Source organism: Bacillus sp. B1-b2 (assembly GCF_009183415.1).
Lineage (GTDB): Bacteria > Bacillota > Bacilli > Bacillales > Cytobacillaceae > Niallia.
The window spans coordinates 179,967-194,061 of the sequence record NZ_WEHU01000006.1 but is presented as its reverse complement, the minus strand read 5'-3'; the positions used below and the strand labels follow the sequence as shown (position 1 = coordinate 194,061).

At 35.5% G+C, this 14,095-nt stretch carries 10 protein-coding genes; 4 read left to right on the top strand and 6 right to left on the bottom strand.

Features of this window, described 5'->3' with window-relative positions:
* Positions 1-45: 45 nt before the first annotated feature.
* The 3 genes from F9279_RS08085 to F9279_RS08075 all read right to left on the bottom strand — a co-directional run bounded on the left by F9279_RS08085 (position 46) and on the right by F9279_RS08075 (position 2,438).
* Positions 46-888 carry a sensor histidine kinase gene (locus tag F9279_RS08085; protein ID WP_226793359.1) on the bottom strand — a complete coding sequence of 281 codons (843 nt, stop codon included), beginning with the start codon at positions 886-888 and terminating at the stop codon, positions 46-48.
* Positions 889-1,159: 271 nt separating this feature from the next.
* Positions 1,160-1,843 (bottom strand): response regulator transcription factor, encoded by a 684-nt coding sequence (locus F9279_RS08080; protein ID WP_152112289.1) that lies wholly within the window; start codon positions 1,841-1,843, stop codon positions 1,160-1,162.
* 22 nt (positions 1,844-1,865) lie between these two features.
* Entirely contained in the window at positions 1,866-2,438 is a 573-nt protein-coding gene (locus F9279_RS08075) for a VanZ family protein (RefSeq protein ID WP_152112288.1), read from the bottom strand.
* A gap of 377 nt (positions 2,439-2,815) precedes the next feature.
* Here F9279_RS08075 and F9279_RS08070 point away from each other — a divergent pair, with 377 nt between their 5' ends.
* On the top strand, positions 2,816-3,673 hold the full coding sequence (locus F9279_RS08070) for a manganese catalase family protein (RefSeq protein ID WP_152112287.1): 858 nt from the start codon (positions 2,816-2,818) through the stop codon (positions 3,671-3,673).
* A gap of 477 nt (positions 3,674-4,150) precedes the next feature.
* Complete coding sequence (locus F9279_RS08065) at positions 4,151-7,789, top strand: LamG-like jellyroll fold domain-containing protein (protein WP_152112286.1); 3,639 nt, start codon at positions 4,151-4,153, stop codon at positions 7,787-7,789.
* Positions 7,790-7,972: 183 nt separating this feature from the next.
* On the opposite strand, the gene F9279_RS08060 is transcribed toward F9279_RS08065, so the two are convergent.
* Positions 7,973-9,349 (bottom strand): MFS transporter, encoded by a 1,377-nt coding sequence (locus tag F9279_RS08060; protein ID WP_152112285.1) that lies wholly within the window; start codon positions 9,347-9,349, stop codon positions 7,973-7,975.
* Between the two features lie 44 nt (positions 9,350-9,393).
* On the bottom strand, positions 9,394-10,497 hold the full coding sequence (locus F9279_RS08055) for a 5-methyltetrahydropteroyltriglutamate--homocysteine S-methyltransferase (RefSeq protein WP_152112284.1): 1,104 nt from the start codon (positions 10,495-10,497) through the stop codon (positions 9,394-9,396).
* Positions 10,498-10,762: 265 nt separating this feature from the next.
* Between F9279_RS08055 and F9279_RS08050 the strand changes: the two genes are divergently transcribed.
* Positions 10,763-11,674, top strand: coding sequence for a LysR family transcriptional regulator (locus tag F9279_RS08050; RefSeq protein ID WP_152112283.1), 912 nt, complete (start codon positions 10,763-10,765; stop codon positions 11,672-11,674).
* 206 nt (positions 11,675-11,880) lie between these two features.
* Here F9279_RS08050 and F9279_RS08045 read toward each other — a convergent pair whose 3' ends face one another.
* On the bottom strand, positions 11,881-13,329 hold the full coding sequence (locus F9279_RS08045; RefSeq protein WP_152112282.1) for a PLP-dependent aminotransferase family protein: 1,449 nt from the start codon (positions 13,327-13,329) through the stop codon (positions 11,881-11,883).
* Between the two features lie 129 nt (positions 13,330-13,458).
* Here F9279_RS08045 and F9279_RS08040 point away from each other — a divergent pair, with 129 nt between their 5' ends.
* On the top strand, positions 13,459-14,073 hold the full coding sequence (locus tag F9279_RS08040; RefSeq protein WP_152112281.1) for a LysE/ArgO family amino acid transporter: 615 nt from the start codon (positions 13,459-13,461) through the stop codon (positions 14,071-14,073).
* The last annotated feature ends 22 nt before the right edge of the window (positions 14,074-14,095 follow it).

The window sequence follows — 14,095 nt, the reverse complement described above, 5'->3', positions numbered from 1 at the left end:
GAATGTAAAGATAGAGGATTTTTTAAGCAGAAACAGCTTGCCATTCTATGATGAAACGGCAAGCTGTTCTTTAACTAACTTGATAGTAAACGCGGTTCTAGTAGGGTTACTTACTACTTCTATTGTGCCATTATGTTGGTCTATAATACTTTTAGCAATTGCTAGCCCTAACCCAGAGCCACCAGTATAATGAGAACGAGATTTCTCGACACGATAGAATCGGTCAAAAATATATGGAAGATCTGAAGGGGGAATAGGGTGGCCATAATTAGCAATCTCTATTTCGATTATTTCCTCTGTATCACGAAGTGCAATATCAATATATTTCCCTTCATTGCCATATCGAATGGCATTCTGAATTAAATTCTCTAATACACGTATTAGTTTTCCTCCATCTGCCATGACAATTGAATGTTTTACAGAAGAATAAAACCGGTACTCCATTCCATTTCTTTCTAACTGTGTTTTTGAGTGAATTGCTAACTGATTTAGTAATTCTTCCATATTAACGGCATGGAATGTAAGTTTGCTAGGTTGGTTTTGCATGTAAGTATATTCAAAAATATCGTTGATTAATGTATGCAAACTAGAAGATTTATCATAAACTACTTGAATATAATGACGAAGCTCTACTTCATCGCGATACCGGTCTTGGTTAATAAGCTCTAAATAGCCAAGAATGGAAGTTAGCGGTGAGCGTAGATCATGAGCTACATTTGTTATTAGGTCATTCTTCAATTGTTCTGCCTTTTTGACTTCTTCAATGGCTTCTTCTGATTGCATAAGTATATCTTGAAGGGAATCAGCTAGAGCTTGGAATTCACTTGGGATGGAAGCCATTCTAGTCGAAATGTCCGTATTTGTAAGTAATTGGACATTCTTACCCATTTTTTCTATATAGTAGGATAGAAATCTATTCCTTTCGAATTGATAGAAGATAAAAAGATAAAAACATACGATAACAAGGTAAAAGAGGATCAAAAGAAACTGTTGGAAATAGGATAATAGGAAAAAGAAACTCTCAAAAAATCTTGAACCTTCTTCTAAATAGCTTGCAGCTGTTATTAGAATAAAACCTGTTACCATGGATAGGAGCATCGAAATGAAAAGATAGACAATAACCTTCCAGATAGGCAAATATTTCAAAAGGAGCATTACATTATTTCTCAATTTTATATCCAACTCCCCATACTGTTTGAATAAAGGTTTCACCTGGGACAGCAGCTTCTAATTTCTCACGTAGATTACTAATATGAACCATCACTGTTTGGTTCGAACCTACACACGACTCCTTCCAAACCCTCTCGAATAGCTCTTCTGACGAAAATACACGTCCACGATTTTTGGCAAGTAAGTATAATATGTCAAATTCTCTTGCGGTCAGCTTGATTAGTCCATTTTCGGTTGTTAGTGTATGGCTCTGTTTATCAATGATAAGGGAACGGACATAGAGAATGTCTTCCTCCTTATCTTTCTGTTTGTAATTAGCTCTTCGAAGCAATGCCTTTACTCTTGCAATTAACTCTAAAGGGTTGAAAGGCTTGATCATATAATCATCTGCTCCTGTCATCAACCCAATAATTTTATCCATATCTTCTACTTTTGCACTAACCATCAGGATGGGTAGATGGTTGTCTTTACGCACATTCTTACAGAATTCTAATCCATCCATTTTAGGCATCATAATATCTAATACAATTAAATCAGGATTGGTTTGTTCTAGTATATGAAGTGCTTCTATACCATTGGAAGCTAAAGTTGTTACATATCCTTCGTTTTTTAAATAAACCTCTATTAATTCAGCAATTTCTTTGTCAACATCTACTATTAAAATGTTGGTCAAACGGTTTACCTCCTTATAGTAGTTAAAGTTTAAATGGTTTAAACAAGCTTCTCATTGATGATATGTTCAAGAGTCTCTTCATAAAAATAAAACCAATAACTGTACCGACTGTGTTCGCTAATAGGTCATTAATATCTGTGGTTCTTCCACTTCCTAAAGTCACTCGGATAAGAAGTTGAACTAACTCAAAAGATAGACTTATCATAAACCCAAGTTTTGCAATATTTCTAGCAGTGACATACCCTTTCTTTAACAGTGGTATATACATGCCTAAGGGAATAAGCATGATTATATTTAATATAAATGTAGTTAGATCAATAGTTAAAAGAGGAATAAAGTTAATGGTTTTATACCATTCTATTTGGTTTGCATAAATTCCGATATTCACTTCAATAGGGAAAAATACTAAGTGTAGAACACAAAGTGAATATATCCCAAAGGTAATAAGAACAACAAAATGCTTAGGAGTTAACGGTACTACCGCCTTTTGACGTTTTTTCGCCCATACCATTAACCATATGAAGCTAATTACAGATAATGGAACTAATACATACCATGACGGGATGGTAAACATAACTGACATTGTTTCTTCCATTCTAATTCCTCCTCCAAAATAACTCTAGTATGAAATATAGAATAGATAAAATGTTTAAAGTTTTTATAAAGAAGGAATAAAGGATCTCTAAAATTTATAAAGAGACAGCATTTTTAATAGTATCAGCTTGTAGAAAAAGTAATTTTAGAAAGATAAAATGGAATTTTTTCTAGATAATTTGTATTTTCAATAGACACAAAAGTACGGCCATCATAATTAATCATCTAAAGCATCTCTCTATAAGTTAGAAATTTATTACATTTAGTATGAGTATTCTATTTTTTCATACTTAGTGCGAAGAGTCTATAAAACACTTGGTATAAATTCACTATTAACAGGAAGTATAAAGATATAACAGGAAAGGAGTTTGATTAATTATGTATTTTTACAAAGAAGATCTCATTAATATGATTGTTCCAGATAAGCCAGATCCTAATGCTGCAAAAGTACTGCAAGAAGCCTTAGGTGGTCAATTTGGAGAAATGCGTACCATGATGCAATTTTCCTTCCAAAGTGCTAATTTCCGAGGAAAAGATAAGCAATATCGAGATTTAATTAGAGGTGTTTTTTTAGAAGAACTTAGCCATGTAGAGCTAGTGCAATCCACTATTAACCAACTGTTAAATGATTCAGGTGAAGAAATGCCTGGAAATATGGCGAGTGACGGAGCACCATTAGATGATGTAATAAAAGGTGGAGCAAACCCTCATCATTATATTATGGGTGCAAAGTCTTCTCTCCCTGTAGATGCTGGTGGGAATCCTTGGAATGGTTCTTGGGTATATGACCATGGTAATCTGGTAGCAAATCTTTTAAATAATGTTGTTTTAGAATCAACAGGTGTTCTTCAAAAGTCGAGAATATATGAGATGAGTAATAATAAGACATTAAGAGAAACTCTTGCTTTTTTGATTGTTCGTGATAATGCGCATCAAAATGCTTTTGCGAAAGCGCTAGAAACACTAGGAGTAGATTGGGGTAAAATATTCCCTGTTCCGAATTATGATATAAATAAATATCCAGAATGTCGAAAATATATAGATATGGGCTTTCATAATGCTCAATTTAACTTCAGGTTAGACGAAACTCGTATCGGGGAGATATTCCAAGGTACTACTCCAAGTAGAAATGGAGGAGATTTATCTGTAATTGCTCCTCCGAATGGCTATCCAGTTCCAGAACTACCAGATATGCCAAATGAACATGCTCCTGGAATACAGGATTTAAATAATTAATATATGTCTAGGACAAGCACCTGTTAAGATGATAGGTGCTTGTTTTTAATTTGTTCATTTTATTAATATATTCGTTAATCTTATGTCGGTTTTTAGTGTCCGAATCGGTAGCTGGTAAATTAAAATATATCCCTTTTTAAGAGATCGATTCTATTAGGTGAAAAAATGTAAGAGATAGACACTCTAATACAACGATTTTACTATTGTTTATGTAGTATATATATAGTAATCTAGTGTTGAGGAAGTTGATGAATTTCTCTGTTATGAAAAATAGGACATAAAGGAGTTGGTTAATGAAAAAGTTAATTAAAAAGAGTAGTGAAGTTGCTATAATCACTAGAATCGTCTCTTACTTACATAAAAAATAGGATAATAAATGACAACTAGAATATCCCTCCTATTATAGAGAGAGAGAAATTATTAAAGAGTATTTTGTATGCGTTTACAATTACTAGCAATGAGAGGGGAAATGAAATAGTGAAGAAACTTTTTCGAAGAAGTTCTATTATTATTTTGATTGCAATATTAGTAGTATCTCTTACTTATTTTCCAAGTCAAGAAGTAAATGCAGAGGTTGATGAGTCAGAAGCAATTAATTTCCAACGTGTTTCGGTTCATGATCCATCTATTATCAAAGCAGATAATGGTTCTTACTATGTATTTGGTTCACATATTGCAGCAGCTAAATCATCTGATTTAATGAATTGGAGTTCTTTAGTAGAAAGAGAATATCAAACTCCAACAAATAATCCAATCTATGGAGACTTATCAGCTAATCTAGCAGAGTCTTTTAAATGGGCAGGAGAAGATGATGCGGATAGTACGGGAGGGTTTTCTGTATGGGCACCTGATATTATCTGGAATAAGGACTTTATTTGGGAGGATGGATCAAAGGGCGCTTATACTTTGTATTATAGTGTTTCTTCTACCTACATTCGATCAGCAATAGGTATTGCAGTTTCCAAAAATATAGAAGGTCCATTTGAATATAGAGATACTATTATATATTCTGGTTTTACCAATTATGATGCAAAGGATAATAGAAGCGATGTAAATAAGCATTGGAAAAATACAAATCTATCTAAGCTTATAGATAATGGAATTATAGAAGAGCCAAATCCAAATTGGTTTACTAGTGAAGGCAACTATAATAATGCCTTATATACGAATGCCATTGATGCAAATGTTCTTTATGATGAAAATGGGGATCTATGGATGACTTATGGTTCATGGTCAGGTGGTACCTTTATTCTGCCATTAGATAAAGAAACAGGTGTGCCAATCTATCCAGGAAAAGATGGTGAGACTTCTGATGGTAGAATGATAGATCGATATTTTGGTACAAAGATTGCTGGAGGCTATGGTAGATCTGGAGAAGGAACATATGCGGTTTACGATAAGGAAAGTGGTTACTACTACCTATATATCACGTATGGTGGACTAGCTGCAGAGGGTGGCTATCAAATGCGCCAATTCCGATCAGAGAATATTGATGGACCATATGTAGATGCAGCAGGAAATGAAGTTGTGTTTCCAGAGAGCTTTAACATCGGTGTAGGGAATTTTCCATCAAATAGTGATCATAAAGATATAGGTAATAAAATGATAGGGAATTTTTTGTTTAAGCGAGACTTAGGAGAAGAAGGAACGGGAATAGGAACTGGTTATATGGCTCCTGGTCATAACTCTTATTTAATTGATGAGGAGCTAGGAAAAGAGTTTATCGTAACACATACTCGTTTTCCACAACAAGGAGAGCTTCACCAGTTAAGGGTACATCAGGCATTTAAAAATAGGGAGGGCTGGCCAGTGCCAACTCCATATCAATATGCTGGTGAAACAATACAAGCAGTCTCAGAATCAAGCATCATAGGAGATTATAAATATATTAACCATGGAAAAGAGATTACAGGTAAGTTGACAGAATCTACTTGGATAAAACTAAATGAAGATCATACGATATCTGGTGCGGTAACAGGTACCTGGAAGCTATCTGATAACTATAGAGTGGAGCTAACTGTTGAGGGAGCAACGTATGATGGTGTGTTTATTCGTCAATATGATCCTACTTCTGAAAGTTGGGTTATGACATTCAGTGCTATGTCAGGTAATGGTACAGTGATTTGGGGCAGTCATGTGGCAAGTAAACCAAATCAAGATGTAGTAGCTAGTATTAAAGAGGAATTAGGTAGTACCATTCCAGCAGAAGTTATTAAGGATATTGTTTTACCAACAGAAGCAACGCAAGGAACAAAGATTACATGGGCTTCTTCTCATCCAGAAGCTATATCTAATGAAGGGAAAGTTACTCGTCCAACCTTTGGCTCTGATGATGCGAGTGTAGAATTAACAGCAACCATTACACTGGGTGATGCTGTAGAAACATTAAAAATTAGTGTGAGGGTCCTTGCAGAAGAACAAGGAGGTTTATCAGCATATTATGACTTCAGCAATGGATTAGCAGATCGTTCTGAAAATCAGGAAGATGCTACTACAACAGGAGACCGAATTCATAATACTGGTGGAAATATCACATTTGAAGAAGGGATTGTTGGTAAGGCTGCTAAGTTTGACGGTAAATCAGGAGTAAAGTTGGCAAATGGTTTGATTGCTAGTGATAAGTACTCTGTATCACTTTGGTTAAAGCCCGAAGAAATTACAGAATTCACAACCACCTTCTTTGGAGCAAGAACAGAAAACAATTGGATTAGTGTTGTGCCTAATGCACATGGTGTTACAAAGGTGTGGTCACATAATGGAGATGATTGGTATGATGCCGTCTCAGATGCAATTATACCAACTGGAGAATGGACACATTTTGCTCTTACTGTAAACGAAGGAGAAGCGAAGGTTTATATCAATGGAGTGGAAAAGTTCTCAAATAAAAATTTCCCAGATGTCTTTACTACTGTAGATGCACAATTTTCTTTAGGTGTTAACTATTGGGACACTCCGTACAAAGGGCTAATGGATGAAGTTCGAGTCTATGATGGAGTTGTGCTTCCTATGGAAGAAGTGAAGTCACTCTATGAAAATCCAGATGGATTAACCGCCAATTTTGATTTTGAAAATAATTTAGAAGATACAACAGGAAGCCATAATGCCGGAAATATTACTGGAGAATTCATAAATAGTACTGGCGGTAGTATTACGTATGAGAAAGGAATCACAGGACAAGCTGCAGTATTTGATGGGAAATCTGGTATTTCTTTGCCAAAAGGATTGATTTCTAGCAATGCATATTCTCTATCTCTTTGGTTAAATCCAAAAGAGATTACGCAGCATACTACTACATTCTTTGGTAGTAGAAACGAAAATAACTGGATTAGTTTAGTACCTTCTGGGCCAGGTGAAGGCAAGACAATGCTATGGTCTGGTAGTCAAACTTGGTATGACGCAACTACTGAAACAACCATTCCGACAAACAAATGGACACATCTAGTGACAACCGTTAATAATGGAGAAGTGGTTATCTATGTAAATGGAGAAGAAGCATTTACTGGTTCAAACTTCCCTGATATTTTTACAACCACTGATGCAGTATTTGGTCTGGGTGTTAACTATTGGGATACACCATTCAACGGGTTAATGGATGATTTGCGTATATACAGTAATAAGGTGCTTTCTGCTAGTGAAGTAGAAGATTATTACTCCAGTGTCATGAAGGAAGAAGAACCAGGAACAGAAGAACCAGGAACAGAAGAACCAGGAACAGAAGAGCCAGGAACAGAAGAACCAGGAACAGAAGAACCAGGAACAGAAGAGCCAGGAACAGAAGAGCCAGGAATAGAAGAGCCAGGAACAGAAGAGCCAGGAACAGAAGAGCCAGGAACAGAAGAGCCAGGAACAGAAGAGCCGGGGACAGAAGAACCAGGGACAGAAGAGCCAGGAACAGAGAAGCCGGGGACAGAAGAACCAGGAACACAGGATCCTGTTAAGGTGAGCACAGGTTCAACTAACAATTCCAGTGATTCAAATAAACAAAGTATAAACAATGGAGCAACACTACCAAACACTTCTACAAACCAGTACAACTGGTTGACAGTAGGATTGTTGTTAGTAATTGGTGGTAGTATTCTCATTGTTGTACGTAAAAGAAAAAATAGAATAGATTAATGTATTTAGGGGCCCTTTTGTAAAAAAGGGTTCTTTTTAGGTTTAGGTCTTTATCCGCAATAAAAAGCAAGGTTCCCGCAACAAAAAGCAAGCCTTCCGCAACAAGATAGAGTTCTGAGCACAACAAAGACCACTTTAAAGTGGTCATTTATCAAAATATAAATTGTATATATAAAATCAAAACTACTTCGAGACTCCAATTCCCTCATTCTCAATAGGAGCATATGTGATAGGTTTATTTCTAACTTTATCAAAGCTTCCAAATCTCTCTTGAACTAACAACAGAGATATTCCCCCGATTAAACTTGGGATAGCAAATGCCATGAAAGCATTCTTAGGATCTAAGTTAGATGCTAGCAACATGCCAATTAGAATGGGAGCTAAAATAGCGCCTACTCTCCCAATACCTACTGTCATACTTAACCCTGTAGTGCGGATTTCCCTTGGATAAAATTCCGAAATATAGGGATTTACTAGGTTCTGTGTTCCTACCGTACAGGCACCACCAATGGCAATCAATACATATAGTAACAAAAGATTAGAAGTTAAGCTTAAAGAAACAAAGCAGAAGGAACCTATTAAGAACATAGTAACAAGAACCTTGCGATGACCTAATCGTTCTACTAAATAACCACCTAATAACGATCCACCAATTTGTCCAACACCTAAAATAAGACTAAAGGAAAGGCTTGATGTAATTCCATAACCAGAGCTTTGCATAATCTTAGGAAGCCAAGTATTCAAACTATAAATCATCAGTAGACAGCAAAATACAGTTACCCAAAAAGCTATAGTGCTAACAGCTCGATTATCTAAAAATAATTTCTTTGCAGGGAATCCCTTTGCTTGTTCTTTTACGCTATTATACTCAAAATCATCAGTTGCTTGATAGTTCCCCTTAGGATCTACTTTATTAAGGATAGATGCTATTTTATCTCCTTGATTACGAACAATATGATAAGAAAGGGACTCAGGAAATTGTTTTAAGAAGAAGGGGATGGCGATAATGGGAATGACACCAAGCCAATATAGAAATCTCCAACCAAGACTTTCCATTAAATACATGCCAATTAAGGATGCTATGATAGAACCAATAGAATAACCACAATACATCGTTGCAACAGTTAGTGCTCGATTTTTCTTAGGTGAGTATTCGGTCATAACAGCAATCACAGCCGGCATTAATCCTCCCATACCTAGTGCTGCAATAATTCGCATAATGGTGAATACCGTAGAGTTAGGTGCTAGGCCAGCAAGTAAAGAGAACACACTAAATATAGTCATACAGATGGCTAGTATTTTTTTACGTCCAACAAGATCAGAAAGTGAGCCAAGTAGAAAAGTACCAACCATCATTCCGATAACTGTGTAGCTCCCAATAACTCCAGCTTCTACAACTGTCAATCCGTAATCTTCCATCATTAAGGGCAATCCTATTCCATATAAAGCAATATCAAAACCATCAAAGGCAATGGCAAAAAAGCACCAAAGAAATACTAATCGATGAAACTTATTGAATTTACTTTCAGCTAAAACTTGAGACGTTTGCACAACTCTCATACTATTCCTCCTTATGGGAATTATTTCTGGTTAATAGAATATTTTTATTTCCAAACTTGTTGAGAAATTTCCACTACATGACGCAATTTTGCCCATTGTTGTTCTTCAGTCAGTAAATTGCCTTCCTCTGTAGAAGCAAAGCCACATTGTGGACTTAAAGCTAGTTGATTTAGATTGACAAATTTAGATGCCTCTTCAATACGTTTAATGATTGTATTTTTATCTTCTAGGTCACCAAACTTAGAAGTAACTAATCCTAATACAATGTTAAGATCAGGTCTGTTCACATAACGTAGTGGTTCGAATCCGCCTGAACGATCGTTGTCATATTCTAAGAAGAATCCATCAATATTCAAATGACCAAATAATTGTTCTGCTATAGGCTCATAACCACCAGATGATATCCATGTAGAGCGGAAGTTACCTCGGCAAATGTGCATCGTAATAGTAAAATCATCAGGACGATCGGCGACCGCTTTGTTTAATGTATCTAAGTAAACTTTTGCTAAATAGTCGGGATTTTTTCCTTTTGATCGAAGTTGTTCCTTTTGTTCTTCTGAGCAAAGGTAAGCCCAAGCTGTATCATCAAGTTGTAAATAACGGCAACCAGCATCATAAAATGCTTGTAACCCCTTTTTATACGTTTTCGCTAAATCATCAAAGAATTCTTCTTCCTCCTGATAAGCAGAGGAATCAACCTCACCGCGGAAATGAAGCATGCTTGGACTAGGAATCGTATATTTTGCTACATGGTCTCCAGCTAATTTGTGTAAATACTTAAAATCTTCAAGCATCGGATGATTTCCAAAGTCTAATTTATCTGTTACTCTGATTGCTCGTGATTTTGTTTTTTGTTGTTGAAATTGAATCCCTTCTCCAGACCAGTAGCCTTCCACTCCAGTTAAACCTTCTAAGAAATCAAAATGCCACCAAGCTCTACGAAATTCTCCATCTGTAACTGCACCTAGGCCAATCTCTTTTTGTTTTTCTACAATACGAGCGATTTCTTTATCTTCTAATTGGCGAAGCTCTGCAGCTGTAAGGAGATTAGTAGCATGTTGTAAACGAGCTTTCTTAATAGTTTCAGATCTTAAAAGACTTCCCACTTGATCAGCACGAAAAATAGTTGAATGGTTAGTAGTTTGCATGTATTTACCTCTTCCCTTTTGTTTATTACTGTATCCTAACATGAATACTAGGGATTCGTGTAACTGATAAAAGTAATTAGGTGCTATAACAAAAAGCTATAACAATAGGATTTGAATTGGGGATTTTTTCCGATTTGTTTTTTAAAAGGTTTACCAGACTTATATTCTATTGAATTGGTACTTGGTTAAGGTTAAAATAGCAAAAAAAGGAATGGAATTATAATCATATTAATGAATGAGAAGAAGGACTAATGAGGGATTAACAATGAAATTACAACAATTAAAATATGTTATTGAAGTAGTAATGTGTGGTTCCATCAATGAAGCTGCTCGTAGACTATATATTTCGCAACCTACTTTATCTAAAGCAATAAAAGAGCTAGAGAAAGAATTAGGGATTACTATTTTTACTCGGACATCTACTGGTATCTCTCTTTCATCAGATGGCGCTGAATTTCTTGGGTATGCAAGACAGGTTATAGAACAAACGGAGCTGTTAGAGAGACGATACTTTGATACAGCTCCTTCTCAACAACTTTTTGCTGTATCAACACAGCATTATGCATTTGCTGTAAATGCATTTGTCGAAATGATTAAGAACTATGGAGAAGAAAAGTACCAATTTACATTGAGAGAAACGAGAACATACGAAATTATTGAGGATGTAAAGCAGTTACGTAGTGAGATTGGAATCTTATATGTTAGCTCCTTTAATGAAAAAGTAATGATGCAGTTATTAAAAGAACAAGGATTAGTGTTTCATGAACTTTTCAAAGCATCGCCACATATTTTTGTAAGTTCACAAAACCCCTTAGCTAAGAAAGCATCTGTTACATTAGAAGATTTAGAGGAATATCCACGACTTAGTTTTGAACAGGGTGAGTTTAACTCATTTTATTATGCAGAAGAAATTCATAGTACTATTCCAAGTAAAAAAAGTATTCAAGTAAGTGATCGAGCAACGTTATTTAATCTATTGATTGGGCTAAATGGATATACCATCTCAACAGGTATTCTTAGTGAAGATTTAAATGGATCTAATATTATATCTGTACCGTTGGAAGAGAAAGAAGTTATTACTGTTGGTTGGGTTGTGAATAGAAAAACCAATTTAAGTAAAATGGCTAAAGTCTATCTGAAGGAATTACACAAAATAATTGCTATTTATGTATATTAATTAAATCCAATAATTCTCTTAAAAATGATGTGTAAAATACCGATAAAAATAGAGCTGGAAGGAATTAGTAGGCTACTGTTTTAGGGTTAACAATGACTAAAAATGAGAAACCACACAAAGGAAGAAGTACAACGAAAAAAATGATTGAGGCTTAAAAATAAAGAGCTCTATCCATTTGGATAGAGCTCTTTACATAAGTATGCGTATTACATTTTTAAATCTTGAACAATCTTTGCCAGTATTTTTAATCCCTCATCCAACTGCTTCAATGTTGCATAAGAATAAGATATTCGAAGGTGCTCTGTGTCCTTATTATCATAGACACTCCCTGGATTAAGCAAAATACCATGACGCAAAGCTATATCGAAAATTTTATTAGTAGATACTGTTGAGTGTATACGAAGCCAAATATAGAAGCCTCCTTCTGGGATATTCCAGGTTGCTAATGAAGAAAAATGCTTATTCAAGAGCTCCAGTGTATAATCTCTTTTGATCTTTAATTTCTTCCTTGTTTGCTCTAAGAATTCCTCATATAAACCACTATTTAACCATTCCTGTACAGCAAATTGGGAAAGAGTACTTGAGCCATAGTCTGTTTGCATTTTAATATCTGCTAGTCGGTCTATAACTGGTTCTGGCCCAACAATCCAGCCAATTCTAAGTCCTGGACTTAACGTTTTAGATATACTTCCTATATATAAGACATTTCCATGTGTATCATTAGATTTCAAAGTTCGAGGTGGCTTGTGTGTAAACCATAAATCGCCATACACATCATCTTCAATAATCGGTAAGGAAATATGGTTACTTATCTTAAGTAATGCAGAGCGTCTACTCTCAGACATAACCGTTCCTGTAGGGTTATGAAAGGTTGGGATTGTATAGATTAATTGAGCATTGTGCTGTTTTTTTATACTTTCTATTTCCTTCATTTCAAGACCATCTTTATCGAGGGGGATACCTAACAAGTGCATTCCGGCAGATTGAAAAACATGGATAGAGTTTAAGTAAGATGGAGACTCATGAAGAATAGTAGCTCCTCGCTCTAGGAGTCCAACTGAGAGGAGCTGTAATGCCTGCAATCCTCCAGAAACAACTAGTATAGATTCTGGTGATGCCATAATTTCCTTTGTTCGTAAGTAGTCACAAATGGATTTACGTAAAGATAAGAGTCCTTTTGGTTCCACATAACCAAGGGAGATGGAGGATTGATGAGCGCTTTGTAAGATTTTTTGCAAAGAATCATTTGGTAGCAAATCCGGTGCAAGCTCACCTGTTCCTAGCCGAATGATAGTAGGAATTGCTTCGGCTTTATTAATCTCTTGTATTATTTGTCTATTAGGTTTATGAATACCTGATTGCACATAGTTATTCCAATTTAGAGGTGGAGAGGAGAGTAGACTCCATGTGTTATTAATCACATAAGTACCACTTCCAACTTTCGTTTCTAACAATCCATCTGCGATTAAATGGTCCAAAGCATAAACAATGGTGCTTCGGTTAACTTGAAATTGTTGTGATAATGCTCTTTGCGTTGGTATTTTCATCCCTAGTGTCCACTCACCATACATAATCTTTTGTTTTATATACTCTGATATTTGTAAATGAAGAGGAATGGAAGAATCCTTCACGGGTTTCCAATGAATATCTTGCATAGGTGGTTTACCTCCGTCGACATATATACTCTATTGTAACAATTGGTTGGTTTTGAAACCATCCAATTGGATGAAGACATACCGAAAAGAGTGAAGTATGCTTAAAAAAACAAACGGAGGAAGAACAATATGCAAGCATTCATTCATGGGATGATTTTGGCATTAGGCTTAATCTTGCCTTTAGGTGTACAAAATATCTTTATATTTAACCAAGGAGCAACACAAAAGAAATTGAGAGGTTCGTTTCCAGCTATTATCACTGCAGGTCTATGTGATTCTATTTTAATTCTTTTAGCTGTCATGGGTGTATCGATTATTATTTTTACTATAACTTGGATCAAGACACTTGTATTTCTTATAGGATTATTTTTCTTACTCTATATGGGAGTAGTTATGTGGAGAAGTAACCCTGATGGAATTGCTAATAGCAAGGAGCCAAAAAGCTTTCCAGCAAGAAAGCAAATTACCTTTGCTGCATCGGTATCCTTGTTAAATCCACATGCTATTATGGATACTATCGGTGTGATAGGAACCAGCTCACTTGCCTATTCGCATGTAGATAAACTATTTTTTACAGCGGCCTGTATAGGAGTATCTTGGGTGTGGTTCTTTTTCTTAGCAATCCTGGGTAGGAGAATTGGTAAGTTAAGAAACCCAAACTTGGTATTAAAAAGGATTAATCGGCTATCAGCTATCATTATATGGTGTATGGCACTTTATTTAGGAATTCAATTAGTCTTTTAAGAAACTAATAGGAAAAACGTTA

What these genes read in the sequence shown, in the direction of transcription:
- F9279_RS08040 (WP_152112281.1), top strand. Translation starts at nt 13,459, where the DNA reads ATGCAAGCATTCATTCATGGGATGATTTTGGCATTAGGCTTAATCTTG.
- F9279_RS08045 (WP_152112282.1), bottom strand. Translation starts at nt 13,329, where the DNA reads ATGCAAGATATTCATTGGAAACCCGTGAAGGATTCTTCCATTCCTCTT.
- F9279_RS08085 (WP_226793359.1), bottom strand. Translation starts at nt 888, where the DNA reads ATGGGTAAGAATGTCCAATTACTTACAAATACGGACATTTCGACTAGA.
- F9279_RS08055 (WP_152112284.1), bottom strand. Translation starts at nt 10,497, where the DNA reads ATGCAAACTACTAACCATTCAACTATTTTTCGTGCTGATCAAGTGGGA.
- F9279_RS08075 (WP_152112288.1), bottom strand. Translation starts at nt 2,438, where the DNA reads ATGGAAGAAACAATGTCAGTTATGTTTACCATCCCGTCATGGTATGTA.
- F9279_RS08050 (WP_152112283.1), top strand. Translation starts at nt 10,763, where the DNA reads ATGAAATTACAACAATTAAAATATGTTATTGAAGTAGTAATGTGTGGT.
- F9279_RS08070 (WP_152112287.1), top strand. Translation starts at nt 2,816, where the DNA reads ATGTATTTTTACAAAGAAGATCTCATTAATATGATTGTTCCAGATAAG.
- F9279_RS08060 (WP_152112285.1), bottom strand. Translation starts at nt 9,349, where the DNA reads ATGAGAGTTGTGCAAACGTCTCAAGTTTTAGCTGAAAGTAAATTCAAT.